The sequence below is a fragment of the Polaribacter sp. genome (assembly GCF_965656025.1).
Lineage (GTDB): Bacteria > Bacteroidota > Bacteroidia > Flavobacteriales > Flavobacteriaceae > Polaribacter.
In genome coordinates this window covers 16,877-38,426 of the sequence record NZ_CBFHJT010000011.1, presented here as the reverse complement: position 1 = coordinate 38,426, position 21,550 = coordinate 16,877, and the positions used below count along the sequence as shown (strand labels likewise).

At 30.0% G+C, this 21,550-nt stretch carries 14 protein-coding genes and 3 tRNA genes; 11 read left to right on the top strand and 6 right to left on the bottom strand.

Going from position 1 to position 21,550, the window contains the following annotated elements; genetic code table 11:
- Positions 1-48 precede the first annotated feature (48 nt).
- The 7 genes from ACTG3S_RS03445 to ACTG3S_RS03415 all read left to right on the top strand — a co-directional run bounded on the left by ACTG3S_RS03445 (position 49) and on the right by ACTG3S_RS03415 (position 8,984).
- Positions 49-1,326 carry a hypothetical protein gene (locus tag ACTG3S_RS03445; protein ID WP_439127975.1) on the top strand — a complete coding sequence of 426 codons (1,278 nt, stop codon included), beginning with the start codon at positions 49-51 and terminating at the stop codon, positions 1,324-1,326.
- The gene (locus ACTG3S_RS03440) at positions 1,327-2,409 is read left to right on the top strand and encodes an AI-2E family transporter (protein WP_439127974.1); all 1,083 of its coding nucleotides are present in this window, start codon (positions 1,327-1,329) and stop codon (positions 2,407-2,409) included.
- A 4-nt stretch (positions 2,410-2,413) separates the two neighbouring features.
- Positions 2,414-3,592 carry a class I SAM-dependent methyltransferase gene (locus ACTG3S_RS03435; RefSeq protein ID WP_439127973.1) on the top strand — a complete coding sequence of 393 codons (1,179 nt, stop codon included), beginning with the start codon at positions 2,414-2,416 and terminating at the stop codon, positions 3,590-3,592.
- Positions 3,593-3,814: 222 nt separating this feature from the next.
- A complete protein-coding gene (gene fdhD, locus ACTG3S_RS03430) occupies positions 3,815-4,609 on the top strand; it encodes a formate dehydrogenase accessory sulfurtransferase FdhD (RefSeq protein ID WP_439127972.1) in 795 nt (264 codons plus the stop codon).
- 4 nt (positions 4,610-4,613) lie between these two features.
- Positions 4,614-6,905 carry an FdhF/YdeP family oxidoreductase gene (locus tag ACTG3S_RS03425; RefSeq protein WP_439127971.1) on the top strand — a complete coding sequence of 764 codons (2,292 nt, stop codon included), beginning with the start codon at positions 4,614-4,616 and terminating at the stop codon, positions 6,903-6,905.
- Between the two features lie 36 nt (positions 6,906-6,941).
- Positions 6,942-8,477: a hypothetical protein gene (locus ACTG3S_RS03420; RefSeq protein WP_439127970.1), complete on the top strand. Its 1,536-nt coding sequence runs from the start codon at positions 6,942-6,944 to the stop codon at positions 8,475-8,477.
- Between the two features lie 243 nt (positions 8,478-8,720).
- Positions 8,721-8,984: a hypothetical protein gene (locus ACTG3S_RS03415; RefSeq protein ID WP_439127969.1), complete on the top strand. Its 264-nt coding sequence runs from the start codon at positions 8,721-8,723 to the stop codon at positions 8,982-8,984.
- A gap of 214 nt (positions 8,985-9,198) precedes the next feature.
- On the opposite strand, the gene ACTG3S_RS03410 is transcribed toward ACTG3S_RS03415, so the two are convergent.
- From ACTG3S_RS03410 to ACTG3S_RS03395, 4 genes are all read right to left on the bottom strand, one after another.
- Positions 9,199-9,272: transfer RNA gene (locus tag ACTG3S_RS03410), tRNA-Arg, on the bottom strand.
- Positions 9,273-9,302: 30 nt separating this feature from the next.
- Positions 9,303-9,377: transfer RNA gene (locus ACTG3S_RS03405), tRNA-Pro, on the bottom strand.
- Between the two features lie 15 nt (positions 9,378-9,392).
- Positions 9,393-9,476, bottom strand: a tRNA-Ser gene (locus tag ACTG3S_RS03400).
- A 109-nt stretch (positions 9,477-9,585) separates the two neighbouring features.
- Positions 9,586-11,649: an HD family phosphohydrolase gene (locus tag ACTG3S_RS03395; RefSeq protein WP_439127968.1), complete on the bottom strand. Its 2,064-nt coding sequence runs from the start codon at positions 11,647-11,649 to the stop codon at positions 9,586-9,588.
- Positions 11,650-11,783: 134 nt separating this feature from the next.
- On the opposite strand from ACTG3S_RS03395, the gene ACTG3S_RS03390 reads away from it, so the two are divergent.
- Together ACTG3S_RS03390 and ACTG3S_RS03385 are read left to right on the top strand one after the other, a co-directional pair.
- Positions 11,784-12,959, top strand: coding sequence for an acetyl-CoA C-acyltransferase (locus tag ACTG3S_RS03390; RefSeq protein WP_439127967.1), 1,176 nt, complete (start codon positions 11,784-11,786; stop codon positions 12,957-12,959).
- 14 nt (positions 12,960-12,973) lie between these two features.
- Positions 12,974-13,744 carry a C40 family peptidase gene (locus ACTG3S_RS03385; protein WP_439127966.1) on the top strand — a complete coding sequence of 257 codons (771 nt, stop codon included), beginning with the start codon at positions 12,974-12,976 and terminating at the stop codon, positions 13,742-13,744.
- A gap of 49 nt (positions 13,745-13,793) precedes the next feature.
- On the opposite strand, the gene ACTG3S_RS03380 is transcribed toward ACTG3S_RS03385, so the two are convergent.
- Positions 13,794-15,047, bottom strand: coding sequence for a tetratricopeptide repeat protein (locus ACTG3S_RS03380; protein ID WP_439127965.1), 1,254 nt, complete (start codon positions 15,045-15,047; stop codon positions 13,794-13,796).
- 23 nt (positions 15,048-15,070) lie between these two features.
- The gene (gene gyrA / locus ACTG3S_RS03375) at positions 15,071-17,578 is read right to left on the bottom strand and encodes a DNA gyrase subunit A (RefSeq protein ID WP_439127964.1); all 2,508 of its coding nucleotides are present in this window, start codon (positions 17,576-17,578) and stop codon (positions 15,071-15,073) included.
- Positions 17,579-17,840: 262 nt separating this feature from the next.
- On the opposite strand from gyrA, the gene ACTG3S_RS03370 reads away from it, so the two are divergent.
- Positions 17,841-20,405: an ATP-dependent Clp protease ATP-binding subunit gene (locus ACTG3S_RS03370; protein ID WP_439127963.1), complete on the top strand. Its 2,565-nt coding sequence runs from the start codon at positions 17,841-17,843 to the stop codon at positions 20,403-20,405.
- 25 nt (positions 20,406-20,430) lie between these two features.
- Positions 20,431-21,531 (top strand): TlpA family protein disulfide reductase, encoded by a 1,101-nt coding sequence (locus ACTG3S_RS03365; protein WP_439127962.1) that lies wholly within the window; start codon positions 20,431-20,433, stop codon positions 21,529-21,531.
- The last annotated feature ends 19 nt before the right edge of the window (positions 21,532-21,550 follow it).

Genomic DNA, 21,550 nt, shown 5'->3' with positions numbered 1-21,550 from the left:
TTTATTTAAAAATGATAAATTTACATTCTAATTTATCATTTTTTATTTATGAAAAAGTTTTTTAAAATCTTAGCTTACATTGTATTAGTACTATTTGTTGGAGCAATAATTTTTTATTTTGTTAAAAACGAAGCACTCCCTGAAGGTGAAACAGGAAAAGAAGCAGATGCTTTGGCCATAAAAATGATAAATGCCTTACATGGAGATGCTTATGAAAATACTGAGGTTATTGAATGGAGTTTTAGAAACGCACATTATTACAAATGGTTTAAGCAAGAAAATATTGTACACGTCTCTTGGGATGATAAAAAAGTAATTTTAGACACAAAATCGTTAGAAAAATCGACCCTTTTTGTAAACGGAAACAAAACGGAGAATAAAGATTTTATTAACCAAGCAAAAGAGTATTTTAATAATGATTCTTTCTGGTTGGTAGCTCCTTATAAAATTTTTGATAAAGGTACAGAAAGACGAATTGTAAAACATAAAGGTAAAGATGCATTATTAATAACCTACACTTCTGGTGGCTCAACTCCTGGAGATTCTTACCTCTGGATTTTAGATGAAAACTACTTCCCTTTTTCCTATAAAATGTGGACTAAAATTATTCCTATTGGCGGAGTTACCGCCACTTGGTCTGATTGGAAAAACACAGAAACAGGAATAAAACTACCGACAAAACACAAATTATCATTATTTGGTTTAGAAATTTCAATGGGTAACGTAAAAGCCTACAACCAAAATGCAAATACTTTAGCGAATAAAATTCTAAAAGCAATCAATCATCAAGCTTATAAAAACACCCGTTATATAGAATGGAGTTTTGGTGGAAGAAGACATTTTAAATGGGACAAAGAAAAAAATATTGTAGATGTATCTTGGGATACCATTCGTGTAAATTTACATCCTGCAGATACTCTAAAAAGCACCGTCTATTTTAATGAAAAACTACAAAATAACACACCAAATAAAATTGTAAAAAGGGCTTGGGATATTTTTAATAATGATTCTTTCTGGTTGGTAGCTCCTCATAAATTATTTGATAATGGTGTGGTTAGAACATTAGAACAAATTGATGATAAAAAAGCATTAAGGGTAACATATACCAGTGGAGGAACTACTCCTGGAGACTCTTATGTATGGATTTTAGACTCAACCTACGTTCCAAAAAGTTATAAAATGTATTTAAAAAACGGCAGAATGAATGGCACACCAGCAACTTGGGAAGATTGGATTACTACAGAAAGTGGTGCTTTATTACCAACCAACCATACTTTTGGAAATGGCGGAAAATTAAGTATGGGCGAAGTTAAAGGTTATAATTAAATGACAGCAAAAATAATAGCAAACGGAATTTTAAGGGCAATAGCCATTATATTAGGTGTTTTTTTATTAGGATATTTTCTTTTAAAAATTCAATCTGTAATTATTTACATTATTATTGCTGCAATACTATCTTTAATTGCAAGACCTATTATTCTATTTTTTAGACGAAAGCTAAAGTTTCCAAATACAATAGCAGTAGTTACAACAATGCTGCTATTTTTAGGGATTATTACAGGCGTAATTATACTATTTATACCTTTAATTACAGAACAAGGCAAAAGTTTATCGCTTTTACAGGTAGATGAATTACAACAAAACATACAAAATATTTTTAATCAAATAACAGCTTATTTTTCAGCAAGAGGCATAGATGTTTTAAGCGAATTAAAAAATGTAGATTTTGCATCACAATTTAAAGAAATACCTAATTTATTAAACTATGTTTTGGGTACAGTTGGCTCTTTAAGTGTTGGCTTATTTTCTGTACTTTTTATCTCCTTTTTCTTTATGAAAGATAGTCATTTGCTAAAAAATGGTGTCATGGTTTTAATACCGAATAAAACAGAAGGCAGGTTCTCTAAGTCTTTAGAAACCATTAACGATTTACTTTCTAGATATTTTATTGGCTTAATCATACAAATTACTATTCTGTTTGTTTTATACACCATTATTTTACTAATTTTTGGTATCAACAACGCTGTAGTAATTGCATTTTTATGTGCTTTGTTAAATTTAATACCTTATGTTGGCCCTTTAATTGGGGCAGTAATTATGTTATTTCTTTCCATGACAAGCAATATTGGGTTAGATTTTCAAACAGAAATTTTACCAACAACTATTTATGTAATGATAGGTTATTTTATAGCACAACTTGTCGATAATTTTGTTAGTCAGCCAGTTATTTTTTCTAAAACTACCAAATCTCATCCTTTAGAAATATTTTTAATTATCATTATTGGTGGCTTGTTATTTGGTATTGTTGGTATGATTACTGCTGTACCACTTTATACAGCGTTAAAAGTAATTTTAAAAGAATTTTTATCAGAAAATAAAATAGTAAAATCTCTAACGAAAAATATTTAAAATCTTGAATTTAGCTATTTTAAAAGACGATGTACAAGCGTTTATACATCATAATTTAAAAACAGATATTACCAAAATAATCTTAAAAGGAAGTCCTTTTTCTGATATTACAGTTCAAGAATTGGCGAATCAAATTTTAGCCAAACAAAAATCTAAAAATAAACTCCCCACATGGTTTCAAACACCTAATATTTATTATCCAGCTAAACTTAGTGTAGAGCAAACTAGTTCGGAAATTACTGCAAAATACAAAGCAAACATTATTTCTGGTGATAAAATTATTGATCTTACAGGTGGATTGGGTGTAGATTGTTTTTATTTTTCTAAACAATTCAAAGAGGTAATTCACTGTGAAATTAATAAAGAACTTTCAGAAATTGTTAGCTACAATTATCAACAGTTAAAAACAAAAAATATAAAAACCATTGCTGGAAATGGCGTTAATTATTTAAAAGAAAACAACACCTTATTTGATTGTATTTATATAGACCCATCAAGAAGAGATAATATAAAAGGTAAAGTTTTTTTATTAAAAGACTGTCAGCCACAAGTACCACCAAAAATTGATTTTTTATTTACCAGGGCTAAAAATATCCTTATTAAAACTTCACCAATTTTAGATATTTCACAAACTATTAAAGAATTAAAAAAAGTAAAAGAAGTACACGTTGTTGCTGTAAACAACGAAGTAAAAGAACTTCTTTTTCTTTTAGAAAAGAATTATTCAGATACCATAGATATAAAGACTATCAATTTCAAAAAAGAAACTTTAGAAAAATTTAATTTTAAATATTTAGAAGCTTCTGAATCTATTTATAGTGAGCCTTTAGAGTATATTTATGAACCCAATGCAGCCTTATTAAAGGCAGGTGCTTTTCATGAAATTACAAAATATTTTGATGCGTTTAAATTACAAAAACATTCGCATCTTTACACTTCTAATAAAATTATAGATTTTCCAGGTAGAAGTTTTAAAATAGAACATTATATTCCTTACGATAAAAAGAATATTAAAAAATTAATTAGCAATCAAAAAGCAAATATTACTACTAGAAATTTCCAAAAAACGGTAGCTCAAATAAGAAAAGAGACAAAAATTAAAGAAGGTGGTCATATATTTATCTTCTGTACAACTAACAACAAAAACAAGTCTATAGTTTTGATTTGCAATAAATTAACGTAGTTGTTAACAATTTAAAATAGTCAATTTTGAAAAATTTGTTAATAACTAATATCCTGAAAATTAACATTTTAAATTAACAATAATATATTTGCTCAACATTTAGGTGTTTTATTATTAGGGGTATAAAACACTTAGAAAAGTCTTAGATAATTTTCTAAGACTTTTGTTTTTTTTATACTACACTTCTTTTTGTTAAGTTTGTATATACACTTATTGTATTTTATGCAAACAAACACTTACCAAGGATTAAAAATTAACCATCAATTACAACAACTTACTTTAGATAATATTGTTGTAGAAGCTGCTTTGCAAATAAATATTAACAACACACCCTATACTGTTGTTATGAGAACTCCAAATAACGATATCGATTTGATAAGAGGATTGTTATATGCAGAAGATATTTTTAAGAATAAAGATAGCTTTAAATGGAGCATAGAAGAAGAGGAAAACAATATTCCCGCCATTATAAATATAGAAATACCAAAAGAGCAGTTGGGTAATGGTTATTTAAATAAGAGAACTTTGTTATCTGTTTCTTCTTGTGGTATTTGTGGTAAAAAAGAGCTAAAAGACCTACAAGTTAGCGGAGAAAAACTATCATCAAAAACAGAAATATCTATATTAGAAATTAAGGATATGTTTAGTGAAATGAGTAGTTTACAAAATACTTTTAAAGCAACAGGAGGCAGTCACGCTGCAGCTATTTTTAATAAAAATAATCAACTACTTTCTATTAAAGAAGATATAGGACGCCACAATGCTGTAGATAAAACGATAGGTGAATTGTTAGAAAATAAAAACCTAAAAGAAGCAACCTATTTATTAGTAAGTGGCAGAGTTTCTTACGAAATTGTATCAAAAGCATTTATTGCAAAAATCCCCATAATTGTAGCAGTTTCTGCTTGCTCTTCTTTAGCAATCGATTTTGCAAAGGAATTTGGTATCTGCTTAATTGGTTTTACCAGAGATTCTAAAATGACGGTTTATGCAAATGCATCCTCCTTAAAAAAATAAAGCCATGTCAAAAGAAATGAATCCACAACCACCAGAAAAATTAACAGGTATAAAATTAACGGAAGTACCCAAAACTTCGGTGGGTGTTAAAGCAATTAAATCTGCATTAACACATATTAAAGATGAAGTTGGTGTTTTAAAAGGAATAAAACTTTTAAAAAATTTAAATCAATATGATGGTTTTGACTGCCCAGGTTGTGCATGGCCAGATCCAGATGCAAAACGAGCTTTTTTAGCAGAATATTGCGAAAATGGTGCAAAAGCTGTGGCAGAAGAAGCTACGAAAAACAAAGTATCTCCGATGTTTTTTGCCACAAATTCTGTTTCAGAAATGTCTAAATGGTCTGATTTTGAATTGGGTAAAAGTGGCAGAATTACAAATCCAATGTATTTACCTGAAGGTAAAAATAATTATGAAGAAATTTCTTGGGATGATGCTTTTAATCTAATTGGCAAAGAATTAAATTCTTTAGAAACTCCAGACGAAGCCATTTTTTATACTTCGGGAAGAACAAGTAACGAAGCCGCTTTTTTGTATCAACTTTTTGTTCGTCAATTTGGCACAAATAATTTACCAGATTGTTCTAATATGTGTCATGAATCTAGTGGAGCTGCACTTTCCGAAACTTTAGGTATTGGTAAAGGTTCTGTAACACTCGATGATTTTAACCATGCAGATTTGGTAATTGTTATTGGGCAAAACCCAGGCACAAATCACCCAAGAATGCTAACAGCTTTGGGAGAAACAAAAAAAAGAGGTGGTAAAATTATTACTATAAACCCACTACCAGAAGTCGGTTTAATGAATTTTAAAGACCCACAAAATCCATTAAAATGGATAGGTTCTGGGCAAGATTTAACTGATTTATTTTTGCAAGTAAAAATTAACGGTGATGTTGCTTTGCTAAAAATCATCTTAAAATTGATGAAAGAAAAAGAGACAGAAAACCCTGGTAAAGTATTTAATCATGAATTTATTGAAGAAAAAACTGTTGGTTTAGAAGAAATGCTTGCAGATTTAGACAGTTACAAAATAGAAGATTTACTTCCTCAAACAGGGTTAACTTTAGATAAAATAGAACAAGCCACAAAAATGATTATCGATAATGATAATATAATTATCTGTTGGGCAATGGGTTTAACGCAACATAAAAACTCTGTAGATAATATAAGAGAACTTGTAAATATTTTACTATTAAAAGGTAGTATAGGTAAAAAAGGTGCTGGTACTTGTCCTGTTCGAGGTCATTCTAATGTTCAAGGAGATAGAACTATGGGTATTTGGGAAAAAATGCCGAAACAGTTTTTAGATAAATTAGATGATACTTTTCATTTTCAATCGCCAAGAAAACATGGTTTTGATGTGGTAGAATGCATAGAAGCTATGCATCAAAAAAAAGCAAAAATATTTTTTGGAATGGGTGGTAATTTTGTTTCTGCAACACCAGATACAAATTACACAGCCAAAGCATTACAAAATTGTCAATTGACGGTTCATGTATCTACAAAGCTAAATAGAAGTCATTTAATTCATGGTAAAAAAGCATTAATATTACCCTGTTTAGGACGCTCAGAAAAAGACCATCAAGTTTCCGGCGAGCAATTTATTACTGTAGAAAACTCTATGGGAGTTGTGCAAAAATCTCAAGGTCATCTATCACCTGTTTCAGAACATTTATTAAGTGAACCAGCAATTGTAGCTGGTTTAGCAAATGCAACATTTAAAAATACAAAAGTAAATTGGACAGAGCTTATATCAAATTATGATTTAATTCGTAACAAAATAGAAAAAGTAATTCCTGGTTTTAAAAGTTATAACGAAAGAGTTAGAAAAAAGGGAGGCTTTTATTTACCCAACAACGCAAGAGAAAATAATTTTAAACCTACAAAAACAGGTAAAGCTAATTTTACATTAAATATACCATCAGATATAAAACTAAAAGAAAACCAGTTTATAATGATGACCATAAGAACACATGACCAATACAACACTACAATTTACGGTTTAAATGATAGATATAGAGGAGTTTTAAACGAGAGAAGAATTATTTTTATGAATGCTGAAGACATGAAAAAGCAGCAATTAAATCCTTTAGATTTGGTAGATTTAAAGAGTTATTTTAATAATGAAGAGAGAATTGCAAAAGGCTTTTTAGTAGTTGCTTATGACATTCCTGAAAAATGTACAGCCACTTATTTTCCAGAAGCAAATGTATTAGTGCCAATAAATAGCGTTGCACATACAAGTAATACACCAGCTTCTAAAACAGTAATTATTAGTATTGAAAAAAGATAATTTATCTTTGTAAAAAATCATTTAAAAATCCATTTCGTGAAAAAATTTTTTCTTTTAATTATTTCAATTCTAACAAGTCAAGTTTTAGTTTCTCAAAACGAAATACTTCCAAATAAAAAAACACAAAAAGGGTTCGCAAAAATAGATGTTCTTTCGATAGATATGCCAGAATTTAATATTGCTAATGAACCTAATATGGGTTTTGCAGGTATACATTATAATCTATTTTTAAATAAATCTTTTTACACGGGTTTAGGTATATATGGCGCTGTTTCAGGAAAAAGAGGTGGTTTTTTTACTTTAGGAGTAAATGCTGGATACAAAAAATTTTTAACCGAAAAATTATATTTAGACACTGGTTTCCATTTTGGTGGTGGTGGTGGAGCTGGCGCACCTGATGGTGGTGGAGCTTTCATTTTGCCTCATTTTAATTTAGGATATCATTTTAAATATTTTTCTTTAAATACGGGTTGGAGTTATGTAAACTTTTTTGATGATGGATTAATTAAAGGAAATCAATTAAATGTAGCTCTAGAAATTCCTTTAGATTACAATTATGCAAGTTATACTGAAAGTGAAAAAGTTTACAAACTAAGAGAGCTTCATAAAACTGACTGGAAACAAAACACACAAACAACCTCTTTAATGGTCCATTTAAACAACTTAAATGTTACAAAAGGATTACCTAATCAAGCTGAAATTATTGAAGGTAAAACCATAAGATTAGCTGGTTTTGAGTTTGCCAATTATTTTAATAAAAATTGGTTTGCATTTATTAAAGTAGATGGTGCTTATAGTGGCATTAGAGCAGGTTATATGGATGTTTTTTTAGGTGGTGGTTATCATTTTAGCTTTAATAAAAATAGAACTAATATTTTAACAAAATTTAGTGTTGGTGCTGCAGGTGGTGGTGGTGTAAATTCAGATGGAGGTTTTATGATTTCTCCTGATATTTCTATAGAACAAAAAATATTTAAAAATACATTTGTGGCCATTAATAAAGGATACTTGTTAACTCCTAGCCAATTATTTTCTGCATCTTCTTATGGTATTGGTTTAAAATATTATGTAGATAGAAATGGAACAATAGCTGAAGGTAAAACGTTTAAATCAGGTAAATTTAAAAGATTAGATTTTATTGTAAAGCAAGATTGGTACTTTAATGCAAAAAGAATGGAAAACCCTACTGAAGATATGCATCAAATATCTTTACAAATAAATTTAGATTTAAATAAACATTTATATGTAGCAGGACAAACATCTTTTGCAAACTTTGGAAATGCAGGTGCTTATGCAGAAGGTTTAGTGGGTTTAGGAATAAAATCTAAAAAGTTTATAGGTATTAATACCCGTTTTTTCGGCCAATTTTTAGCAGGTGCTGCAGGTGGTGGTAATATTAGCACTGGGGAAGGCCTTATCATAAAACCAAGTATTGGTACTGATTATCAAATAAATAACAACTTAAACTTAAGAAGTTCTATTGGATATGTAAAAGCAAAAGGTGGTAATTTAAGTAATACTTTTATAAATTTAGGAATAAATTATAATTTTTCTTTTTTAAATATGAAATAATTTTATGTATATTTGCATCATCAATTAGTAATAATTGTTACTCCCTTTTAAAATTTATAATAAAATTAAAATGTTTCCCCTTTAAACATTATTTATTGTAATACAGATTAAAGAACCCCTTACTTTATATGTATTTTTTGTACTATTATTATAGTTTCAAAAAAGACTTAAATATAAATCCTCTAAGAGTTATATTTGAAATAGAATAATAGTTTTTATTAAAATTTATAAAAATTATTTATTATGAAAAAAGTGTTATTTGTATTAGCATTTGTAGGGGTATTACTAACAAGTTGCCAACCAGTAAAAACAGAATTACAGCATTACGAATCAAATAAAGCTGTTGTAGAAAAAGAATTTCCAAATTACCACATTACATCTTTCAGACAATTTAGTTATGTTTTTCAGGTATCTAACCCAGAGCATGTAATTAAAGTGACCTTAGACAATGCAAAAATTGTAAAACAAGATACTTTAAAAGTATTTTCTACAATTTCAAAAAGATAACTACTCCCACAAGTTAGTTTATAAAACGTTTTTTTATTAAAAACGTAATAAGAGTAATCAATTTTGGTTACTCTTTTTTTTTGATAAAAAAAATCAATTAAAGAATATTATTTCAAAAGAACGTTTTCTTTTATAAATTAATTGACCATACAATAAAACAAAGAATCATTTACAGAAAACAAAAAACCTCCACTAATTAAAGTGAAGGTTTAAGTGAGCCCTGAAGGATTCGAACCTTCGACCGCCTCCTTAGAAGGGAGGTGCTCTATCCAGCTGAGCTAAGAGCCCGTAATTTTTAAGTTGTTACGACCAACTTTGTCGGGGTGGCAGGATTCGAACCTGCGACCTCCTCGTCCCAAACGAGGCGCGATGACCGGGCTACGCTACACCCCGAGTGCAATTTTATAGCGGAGAGACAGGGACTCGAACCCTGGCGACAGTTTCCCGTCGACAGATTAGCAATCTGCTGCATTACCACTCTGCCACCTCTCCCGAAAGTTCAATTATAAATAACGAACTTAAAATTGCGAGTGCAAATGTAATATTAGAAAAACAATTTACCAAGATGTTTTTCAGTTTTTTTTATTTTTTTTTAGTTTCTTTATTCTGGATATTCTACCCTCAAATGATAGATGTTCATTAACTTTTTCTTTATTACTTTTTTTATGGTTTCTATCTCTTTAAAAGTAATATCTGAATTTAAAAATTGATTTTCTGACATCTGTTTCTCTATAATCCTATCTATGAGGTCATTAATTGATTGAGCCGTTGGTTTTTTTAAACTTTTAGAGGCAGCTTCTGCAGCATCGCACATCATTAAAATAGCTGTTTCTTTAGAAAATGGATTTGGACCTTTGTATTGAAATTTTTTAATATTAATATCAGCATCTGGGTTTTGCTCCTTTTCTTTCATATAAAAATAATATGCAGTACTTGTACCATGATGTGTTCTAATAAAATCAATAATTCTGTCAGGCAATTTATATTTTTTTGCTATCTCCACCCCTTTTATAACATGGTCTGTAATTATTTTTGCACTATCCTCTGGAGATAAATCGTTATGCGGATTTACGTCTGTTGTTTGGTTTTCTATAAAATACATAGGGTTTACCATTTTTCCAATATCGTGGTATAAGGCACCAGTTCTAACCAACATAGAGTTTGCCCCTATTTCGTTAGCTGCAGATTCTGCTAAATTTGCTACTTGCATAGAGTGCTGAAAAGTACCAGGTGCTTTTTCATTTAACTCTCTTAATAATTTTGTATTTGTGTTAGAAAGTTCTAGAAGTGTTACATCAGATACCAATCCAAAAACTTTTTCATAAATATAAATTAATATGATTGCTAAAAAAGAAAGCAATCCATTTATGGCAAAAAGAATAAAATAATCTAAGTTTATTTGTGATGCATTGCCTTCTTTAATTATAGAAAAAGCAAAATAAGTTATCATATAGATCAGTGTAATCTGAGCTACAGAAATAAATAAATTAGCTCTTTTATACAGTTCTGAAACAGTCAAAATAGTAACAATACCAGCTATAATATGAAGATATATAAATTCGAAACTGTTTGGAACTACATAACCTAGTAACAACACCGTTAAAACGTGTGTAAATAAGCCTAATCTAGCATCAAAAAAAGCTTTTAGCACTATAGGCAAAACGCTTAATGGCACTACATATAAATAATCTGAATTATACTTAATAACCAATGTTTGTATAAATATCATTATAAAAACATTAAAAAAGATAAAGGTTACTTTGTTGTTATTGTTATAAATTTCTAATCTATTTATTTGTAGAAAAAGTAACAACATTAATAATGCTAATGCGACTAGAATTGTATATCCGAAAATAATCCAGTTATAGTTAGAGTCTGTCCAAACTTTAGATTCAGATTCGCTTTTTAAGGAGTTTAAAATAGCTAGTTTTTTTCCTTCTACAATATCTCCTTTTAAAATTATAAGTCCACCAGAAGATACTTTACCCTTTGTATAGGAAATATTTTCTATTTCATTTTCTATAATTTTATCTGTAAATGTGGCATTATAAATTACATTAGGAGTAATTATTTCTGATAAAAAATTAAAAACTTCACTATTAGGATAGGCACCGGTTTTATTATCTAAACCCTTTGTTATTTCTTTTAAAACATCATTAGAATTATATAGGTTTTTAAATAAAACGTCCTCTATAAAATTTTCTTTTTTTACAACAACTACTTCATTAGGGTTTGAAACTCGATCTTGACTAATAACCTCTAAAAAACCATTTTCATAAACGTTATTTATTATTTTAATACCAACTTTTTCAAAATCTTGAATTTGTTCTTTTGTAAGCGTATCGTTTTGTTTTAAAGTACTTAATCTTCTTTTGTATACATTAATAACTTCATTTGGTATAGAAGAATCATAATCAAAATAAAGCTTTGCGTTTGCTGTTATTTGTTTTTTTTCAATTTTAATTTCTTCATCTGTTTTTTGAATAGCAAAATCAAAGGGAGCATATAAATTATCGTATTTCCATAATTGTCCATTGCTAAAATCGTATTTAAACTGCCCTCCTTTTGGAAAAAGATATACAATAGCAACTGTTGTAATTAAAAACAAAATTACTTTGTAAATAATTGCATTATTTTGATAGAGTTTGTTTACGATGTTGCTCATATGTAAAATGTTATAATAACAAACTTACAGTAAATAAATTTAGCCTAAAAATACTAATTACAGAATCCCTAAAAAATTGATTAAATTTAGTTAATTTAGCAAAAAAGTAAGTAAATTAAAGTAAAACATTATATATGAAAGAAGTAGTAATAGTATCTGTTGCAAGAACTCCAATTGGAAGTTTTATGGGTAGTTTATCTTCTATACCTGCTACAAAGTTAGGTTCAATCGCTATAAAAGGAGCTCTCGAAAAAATTAATTTATCTCCAAATATGGTACAAGAAGTATTTATGGGCAATGTAGTTTCTGCCGGTTTAGGTCAGGCACCCGCAAGACAAGCAGCAATACATGCTGGCATACCAGATACTGTACCCTGTACAACCATAAATAAAGTTTGCGCCTCTGGTATGAAATCTATTATGTTAGCAGCGCAAACCATTGCTTTGGGTGATGCTGAAATTGTAGTTGCTGGTGGTATGGAAAATATGAGTTCGATTCCTCATTATCAACATGCAAGAAATGGCTCTAAATTTGGGCCAATAACTATGGAAGATGGAATGCAGAAAGATGGCTTAGTAGATGCTTATGATAAAGTAGCTATGGGTGTTTGTGCAGATGAATGTGCAAGCACTTATAAATTTTCTAGAGAAGATCAAGATAATTATGCCATACAATCTTACAAAAGATCTGCTGAAGCATGGAAAAATGGAAAATTCTCAGACGAAGTTATACCTGTCGAAATACCACAAAGACGTGGAGAACCAATTATTTTTTCTGAAGATGAAGAATACAAGAACGTAAAAATGGAAAAAATACCTGCTTTAAGACCTGCTTTTACCAAAGAAGGTACAGTTACTGCAGCAAATGCTTCCACAATAAATGATGGTGGTGCTGCACTTGTTTTAATGTCTTTAGAAAAAGCGCAAGAATTAAACTTAAAGCCTTTGGCAAAAATAAAAAGTTATGCAGATGCTGCACATGAACCAAAATGGTTTACCACTGCTCCAGCAAAAGCATTACCAAAAGCATTAGATAAAGCAAATATCTCCATAGAAGATGTAGATTATTTTGAATTAAATGAAGCTTTTTCTATAGTTGGTCTAGCCAATATGAAATTATTAAATATTACAGATGATAAAGTAAATGTAAATGGTGGTGCTGTCTCTTTAGGACATCCACTAGGGGTTTCTGGGGCAAGAATAATTATTGCTTTAACATCCATTTTAAAACAAAACAACGCAAAAATTGGTGCTGCAGGAATTTGTAATGGTGGTGGTGGTGCAAGTGCAATGGTTTTAGAAAGAATTTAATTATAAATATATCTATGCTTTTTGGCATTTGTAATTTAAGTATTGTTCCTTTAAGAGCAAATAAATCTGATATGTCTGAAATGACAAGTCAGGTTCTTTTTGGTGAAGTTTTTGAGATTTTAGAAACAGAAAAACAATGGAGCAAAATTAGATTGAATTTTGATGGTTTTGAAGGATACATTGATAACAAACAATTTGTTGAAATTTCTGAAAAAGACTTTTTAAGTTTAATTAATGATGAACGTGTGTACGTTGCTGAACTTTTAGACTTTATTACCTCGCAAGAAAATCACCTAACTACATTGCCTATTGGTGCTCAATTGCCATTTTACAACAATGGTCAATTAAGAATAAACAATCAAAAATACACTTATGAGAATGCAGTTTTTAAAGGGAAGTTAGCTAAAATAGAGATCATAAAAACCGCATTTACTTATTTAAATACACCTTTTTTATGGGGAGGTAAAACCCCTTTTGGTATCGATTGTTCTGGTTTTACACAAATGGTTTACAAACTATGTGGTTACCATTTGCTAAGAAATGCTAAAGACCAAGCAAAACAAGGAATTGTATTAAGTTTTATTGAAGAAAGTGAAGCCGGAGATTTAGCTTTTTTTGACAATGAAGAAGGAGAAATTACACATGTAGGTATTATTTTAAATGATTATAATATTATACACGCCTATGGTAAAGTTAGAATAGATACGTTAGATCATAGTGGTATTTTTAATGCAGACTTACAAAAGCACACACATAAACTAAGGGTGATAAAAAAATTAATATAAAAAAAACCGAAACTTAAAAGTTTCGGTTTTTTTATATTGAAAATTAAAATTAATTTCCTGTTCTCATTTTCTTATAAATTGGTCTAAGAGCATCTGCTTCTTTTTCCATTCTAAGAGTATCGTATATATTTAATAAAGATCTTACGGTACCTTCTGTTCTTTTTAAATTATCTGCTTTTATAATAAAAGGCAAAGCTTTTTTGTATAACGCTTTTTGCTTTTCTTGTAACTCATCATATTTTTTAAAATTAGATAAGTTTTTATTCATTTCGTCAACAATTTCCTTTTCTCCTGCAAGCATAGAAACAGCTAAATTCATGTAGGCATCTCCATATTTAGGATCTAACTCTATTGCTTTATTGTAGTATTTAATTGCCTCTTCGTGTTTGTTTTCATTCGCATTCACCACCCCTAGATTAAAAAACAAAATTGGGTTTGTTGGATCTAATTGTACAGCTTCTTTCATTAAAGCTCCAAATTTATCCATTTTTTCTAATTTGATGTATAATTGAGCTTCATTTAAAATTAAATTTACATCTTTTGGATTTGCTTTTCTAGCTTCTTGTAATGCAACTATTGCTTCTTCAGTTTTACCTTGTTGCACTAAAATATAACCAATATTTTTAACAATTTCTGCTTGCTTAGAATCTGTTACTTTATTTTCTGGATTTGTGTAAGTACCCGATTTTACCATTAAATCTCTTTGTTGTTTACTTCCAAGATTTGCAACTTTTCCTGTAGCTTTCTCTGTAGCAAGATATTGAGTTTCTATACCTGTATATCCTACCTCTTTTAAAGTTCTAAAATATTTTAAAGAAGCATCTAATTCTTTTGCTCTAGAAGCGCTCAAAGCAGCATTGTATAAAAAAGCTGTATCCTTTGGACTCAACTTGTAGGTTAAAGCAAAGTTTTTTGCTGCCTCGCTAAAGTCTTGATCTTTATTATATAAGTTTATAGCACGTTCAGACACTTTTTGAATCATTGTGTTTAACATAGGTTGTGCATCTTTAGTATATCTTTGTCTACCAATTTCTTTTTCATAAGAAAAAAGTGTGTTAAAAGACTCTGCAGCTTCTTCAAAGTTTTTCTTACCCGCTAAGGCTTGTCCTTTTAAAAAGTAATATTTGGCCTTATATTTTTCATCCATATCTGCTAACATACCATCTACAGAACTTATGGTAGTTAATGCTTCTGCATATTGTTGCTTTTTAATTGCTTTTTCTGCAGTTCTTAATTGTTTCTTTTGTCCAAATGCTAAGACCGTCATTAGACCTAAAGAAAGTGTTATTATTTGTTTTTTCATTTTAATGATTATTTAATTTATTATTATTCTTGAATATTATTACTGTCATTATTTTCAATTTCCGTGCCATTTTCTATTTCGTCTTCTGAATCCTCTTCATGAACTACTTTGGCAACAGCCGCAATACTATCATCATCTTTAATATTTATCAACCTAACACCTTGTGTTGCACGCCCCATAACACGCAAATCTTCTACAGCCATTCTAATGGTTAGTCCAGATTTATTAATAATCATTAAATCGTTAGAATCATCTACATTTTTAATAGCTACTAAGTCTCCTGTTTTTTCAGAAATATTTAGCGTTTTTACACCTTTACCTCCTCTATTGGTAACTCTGTAATCTTCTAAGCTAGATCGTTTTCCATAACCTTTTTCAGAAACAACTAAAATATTGCTATCCATATCGTTTACAGCAACCATACCAATTACCTCATCATTATCGTGCTGTAAAGTAATACCTCTTACACCAGAAGCTGTTCTACCCATTGGTCTTGTTTTTGCTTCTTCAAAACGAATCGCTTTTCCAGACTTTAATGCCAACATAACCTGACTATCTCCAGTAGTTAATTTTGCTTCTAACAACTCATCTCCTTCTTTGATAGTAATAGCATTAATACCATTGGTTCTTGGTCTAGAGTATTGCTCTAAAGATGTTTTTTTAACCTGACCTTTTTTGGTTGCCATAATTACGTAATGGCTATTAATGTAATCTTCATCTTTTAAATCTTGAGTTACTAGAAAGGCTTTTACAGAATCGTCTTGTTCTATATTGATTAAATTTTGCATGGCTCTACCTTTAGTATTTTTACCCCCTTCAGGTATTTCGTAAACGCGCATCCAAAATACTTTTCCTTTTTGAGTAAAGAACATCATATATTGATGGTTTGTCCCTACAAATAAATGTTCTAAGAAATCTTCATTTCTTGTGGTAGCTCCTTTTTGACCTCTACCTCCTCTATTTTGAACTTTGTACTCATCTAAATTTGTTCTTTTAAGATAACCTGCATTAGAGATTGTAACAACAACTTTAGTATCAGGAATCATATCTTCTATACGCATATCTCCACCAGCATATTCTATAGTAGACCTACGCTCGTCACCATATTTATCTTTTATATGAAGTAATTCATCTTTTATGATTTGGTAACGTCTTGGTTCATTCGCTAAAATATCTTTTAAATCTGCAATAGTTAACATAATCTCCTCATATTCAGAACGTAATTTATCTTGTTCTAAACCTGTTAACTGACGCAAACGCATTTCTACAATTGCTTTTGCTTGTATTTCTGATAATTCGAAGCGTTCAATTAACTTTTCTCTGGCTTCATCTGCGTTAGAAGATCCCCTAATAATTGCAATAACTTCATCAATATTATCGGATGCTATAATTAATCCTTCTAAAATGTGTGCTCTTGCTTCTGCTTTTTTAAGCTCATATTCTGTTCTTCTGACAATTACCTCATGTCTGTGCTCAACAAAATAATGGATTAATTGCTTTAAGTTTAATTGCTCTGGTCTACCATTTACCAATGCAATATTATTTACACTAAAAGAAGTTTGTAATTGGGTGTATTTAAAAAGTTTATTTAACACAATGTTTGGTATTGCATCACGTTTTAAAACATATACAATACGCATACCATTTCTGTCAGACTCATCACGAATATTCGCAATTCCTTCTAATTTCTTTTCGTTTACCAAGTCTGCAGTCTTTTTAATCATATCTGCTTTATTTACTTGGTAAGGTATTTCTGTTACAATAATGCACTCTCTACCTTTAACTTCTTCGATATTGGCTTTAGCACGCATTACAATACGTCCACGACCCGTATGAAAAGCATCTCTTACACCATCATAACCATAGATAATACCTCCTGTAGGAAAATCTGGAGCAGTTACGTGTTGCATTAATTCATCAATTTCAATATCTCTGTTGTCTATATATGCAACTGTACCACTAATTACTTCTGTTAAGTTATGTGGAGCCATATTTGTTGCCATACCAACAGCAATACCAGATGCACCATTTACTAATAAATTTGGTATTCTTGTTGGTAAAACAGTAGGTTCTTGCAAAGTATCATCAAAATTTAAACGATGATCTACTGTATCTTTATCAATATCAGCTAACATTTCTTCTGATATTTTTTGCATTCTAACCTCTGTATAACGCATTGCAGCAGGAGAATCACCATCAACAGAACCAAAGTTTCCTTGACCATCTACCATCATATAACGTACGCTCCAATCTTGAGCCATACGCACCATAGAATCGTACACAGAAGTATCTCCATGTGGGTGATATTTACCTAAAACCTCTCCAACAATTCTTGCCGATTTTTTATAAGAACCCGTAGCTTTAATACCCAACTCGTGCATACCATATAAAACTCTTCGATGTACTGGTTTTAAACCATCTCTTACATCTGGTAATGCTCTTGAAACAATTACTGACATTGAGTAATCAATGTATGCAGATTTCATCTGCTCTTCAATATTAATTGGAATTAACTTTTCTCCGTCTGCCATATATATTTTCTATTAATATTATTCATTTTTTTAAAACAAGGCAAGATACTATTTCTACCAATATTTACAAAGATTTATAGGCTCTGAATTAAGGAGAGTTATCAACATTTTTTGATAATTTTTAACACTATTTTATTTGGTTGATTTTCAATTGTTTTCTAACTTAGTTGGATAGTCAAACTGTCAGTTTTTTAGAGTTGGCATCTTTTTTGTAATTATTAATAAAAAAAAGGACTAAATTTACATCAATAGATAATAAAATATGGACGATAATTTTTCACCAAAAGTAAGAGATGTTATAGCATTTAGTAAAGAAGAGGCTTTAAGATTAGGTCACGAATTTATTGGAACAGAGCACCTTTTATTAGGTTTAATAAGAAAAGGAGAAGGAAAAGCAATGGAAATTTTAACTGCATTTGATGTAGACACTACGCTTTTACGAAAAAAACTAGAATTATTAAACCCCGTAAATCCTGCATTTGCAGAAAGGAAAGAAAAGAAAAGCTTACACTTAACAAGGCAAGCAGAAAAGGCGCTAAAAACGACTTTTTTAGAAGCAAAACTATATCAAAGTGAATCTATAGACACTGCACATTTGTTACTTTGTATTCTTAGAAATGAAAATGACCCAACTACAAAGTTGATTCAAAAGTACCATGTAAATTACGATGAAGCAAAAGCTTTGTACAAACAATTACATGCAGAAGATACAGATTTGCCAGAAAACCCAATTGCAGAAACACCTTCTGATGATGAGTTTGCTTCTGAAAAATCGAATCCTTTTGAACAACCTCAAAAAAGTAAAACTGTAAAAAAATCTAAAACACCTGTTTTAGATAATTTTGGAAGAGACTTAACAGCTCTTGCAGAAAATGGTAAGCTAGATCCTGTGGTTGGTAGACAAAAAGAAATAGAACGTGTTTCTCAAATATTAAGTCGTAGAAAAAAGAACAATCCAATGTTAATTGGTGAACCTGGTGTTGGTAAATCTGCCATTGCAGAAGGTTTGGCAATAAGAATTGTAGAACGTAAAGTTTCTAGAATCCTTTTTGATAAAAGACTGGTTTCTCTAGATTTAGCAAGTTTAGTTGCCGGTACAAAATACCGTGGGCAATTTGAAGAACGCATGAAAGCGTTAATGAACGAACTAGAAAAGAATGAAGACATAATTCTTTTTATAGATGAAATACACACGATTGTTGGTGCTGGGGGCGCAACAGGCTCTTTAGATGCCTCTAATATGTTAAAACCTGCTCTAGCAAGAGGAGAGATACAATGTATCGGTGCAACAACTTTAGATGAATATAGAACGAATATAGAAAAAGACGGAGCCTTAGAGCGTCGTTTTCAAAAAGTAATTGTAGACCCTACTACTGTAGAAGAAACTATACAAATTTTACACAATATTAAAAGTAAATATGAAGAACATCATAATGTCTATTTTACAGATGATGCCATTGAAGCCTGTGTAAAATTAACCAATAGATATATGACTGATAGATATTTACCAGACAAAGCTATAGATGCTTTAGATGAAGCTGGTTCAAGAATTCATATCACAAATATTGTTGTACCAAAACAAGTTTTAGAGCTAGAAACGCAATTAGAAATAATTAGAGACAAAAAAACAGAAGCTGTAAATGGCCAAAAATATGAGGAAGCTGCCAAACTACGTGATGACGAAAAAAATATGGAGGCTGCTTTAGATTCTGCTCAAAAACAATGGGAAGATGACTCTAAACTAAACAGAGAAATCGTTACAGAAGACAATGTTGCAGAAGTGGTTTCTATGATGACAGGTATTCCTGTAAATAGAGTTGCAGAAGCAGAAAGTCATAAATTACATGAACTACCACAACTAATTAAAGGTAAAGTAATTGGACAAGACGTTGCAGTAACAAAAGTGGTAAAGGCAATTCAAAGAAATAGAGTTGGATTAAAAGACCCCAACAAACCTATTGGATCGTTTATTTTCTTAGGACAAACTGGTGTTGGTAAAACACAATTAGCCAAAGTATTAGCAAAAGAATTATTTGATTCTGACGATTCTTTGATCAGAATTGATATGAGCGAATACATGGAAAAATTTGCTATTTCTCGTTTAATTGGTGCACCTCCTGGATATGTTGGTTACGAAGAAGGTGGGCAATTGACAGAAAAAGTTAGAAGAAAACCTTATTCTGTAATTCTTTTAGATGAGATAGAAAAAGCACACCCAGATGTTTTTAACATGTTATTACAGATTTTAGACGATGGACATATTACTGATAGTTTAGGTCGAAAAATAGACTTTAGAAACACCATAATTATTATGACATCTAACATTGGTGCTCGTCAATTAAAAGATTTTGGTGGTGGAGTTGGTTTTGGAACTGCCACAAAAGCTGCACAAGCAGATGCACACGCAAAATCTGTAATAGAAGGAGCTTTAAAGAAATCTTTTGCACCAGAGTTTTTAAATAGAATTGATGATGTAATTGTTTTTAATGCTTTAGAAAGAGAAGACATACACTCTATCATAGATATAGAATTAGATAAACTTTTACACAGAATTTCTGATTTAGGCTATACCTTAAACTTAAGCGAAAAAGCTAAAGATTATATAGCAGATAAAGGTTTTGATAAAAAATATGGTGCTAGACCTTTAAAAAGAGCTATTCAAAAATATATAGAAGACGCTCTAGCAGAAGAAATTGTAAACTCTAAATTATCGGAAGGTGATACCATTGCCATGGATTTAGATGAAGAAAACAATAAACTTATCATCAAAATAAAAAAGGGTAAAAAGAAAGAAGAAACCCGAACAGAACACGAATCTGATTCTTAAACAATCAAAAATCCCAAACAGCAGTTTGGGATTTTTTTTAAACATAGAAAAAGTAGAATTAAATTATATCTTTGCAGAATTAAATTATAATAAAATGAAAAAAATTAGCCTATTATTTTTGGCAATAATCACACTATTTTCTTGTACAAAAGAAGCTCCTTTAAATTATATTACTTTAAAAGGTAAATTAGAAAATAATAAAGAAAAAACGTTAACAATTTCTGATAGAAGAAATAATACAATTAAAACAATTACAATTAATGAAGATGGTACTTTTAAAGATACTTTAAAAGTTGATAAAGCAGATATTTATGTTTTGCAAACAAGTAATATTAAAAAAGCACCTATTTATCTTAAAAATAGTTTCGATATTTATTTAGAGGGTAATGCGAATGACTTTATGAACAGCTTTAAATTTTCTGGGAAAGGAGCTGAAAATAGTTCTTATATAATTGCTCAGGTTTTAGAAAGTCAAAAAATTGGAAACCCACAATTAATTGTAAGTTTAGAGAAAGAAGAGTTTACAGAAAAAATAAACAATATTGAAGAAAAATTTGATAGTATTCTAAATTCTTACAATGAGTTAGATAGTGCTTTTGCGAGTATGATTAACATACAAAATAAGCAAATGATTAATTCTTTTAAACAAGCAAATGACTCCTACCTTTTAACAGGAAAAGGCAGACCTTCTCCAAAGTTTCAAGATTATCTAGATTATAAAGGTGGTAAAAAATCTTTAGATTCTTTTAAAGGAAAATATGTGTATTTAGATATTTGGGCAACTTGGTGTGGACCTTGTATTCAGCAAATTCCTTATTTAAAAGATTTAGAAAAAGAGTATCACAATAAAAATATTGAGTTTGTTAGTATTTCTACTGATGAACCTCGTAAAAGTGGTGGTTCTTGGGAAGCTGCAGAAAAAAAATGGAGAAACTTTGTAAAAGAAAGACAATTAACGGGAACACAATTATGGTCTGGACAAGATTATTCCTTTCAGCAAGCCTATCAAATTAATGGCATTCCAAGATTTATTTTAATAGACCCAAAAGGTAACATTGTAGATGCAAACGCTCCAAGACCCTCAGAACCAAGGTTAAAACAATTATTTACTTCTTTAGGTATTTAGTTTTAAGTAAATTATATTA

Bases quoted from the DNA above. Each gene is read 5' to 3' on its own strand.
- ACTG3S_RS03445 (WP_439127975.1), top strand. From the start codon at position 49: ATGAAAAAGTTTTTTAAAATCTTAGCTTACATTGTATTAGTACTATTT.
- ACTG3S_RS03440 (WP_439127974.1), top strand. From the start codon at position 1,327: ATGACAGCAAAAATAATAGCAAACGGAATTTTAAGGGCAATAGCCATT.
- fdhD (WP_439127972.1), top strand. From the start codon at position 3,815: ATGCAAACAAACACTTACCAAGGATTAAAAATTAACCATCAATTACAA.
- ACTG3S_RS03425 (WP_439127971.1), top strand. From the start codon at position 4,614: ATGTCAAAAGAAATGAATCCACAACCACCAGAAAAATTAACAGGTATA.
- ACTG3S_RS03415 (WP_439127969.1), top strand. From the start codon at position 8,721: ATGAAAAAAGTGTTATTTGTATTAGCATTTGTAGGGGTATTACTAACA.
- ACTG3S_RS03395 (WP_439127968.1), bottom strand. From the start codon at position 11,649: ATGAGCAACATCGTAAACAAACTCTATCAAAATAATGCAATTATTTAC.
- ACTG3S_RS03390 (WP_439127967.1), top strand. From the start codon at position 11,784: ATGAAAGAAGTAGTAATAGTATCTGTTGCAAGAACTCCAATTGGAAGT.
- ACTG3S_RS03385 (WP_439127966.1), top strand. From the start codon at position 12,974: ATGCTTTTTGGCATTTGTAATTTAAGTATTGTTCCTTTAAGAGCAAAT.
- ACTG3S_RS03380 (WP_439127965.1), bottom strand. From the start codon at position 15,047: ATGAAAAAACAAATAATAACACTTTCTTTAGGTCTAATGACGGTCTTA.
- gyrA (WP_439127964.1), bottom strand. From the start codon at position 17,578: ATGGCAGACGGAGAAAAGTTAATTCCAATTAATATTGAAGAGCAGATG.
- ACTG3S_RS03370 (WP_439127963.1), top strand. From the start codon at position 17,841: ATGGACGATAATTTTTCACCAAAAGTAAGAGATGTTATAGCATTTAGT.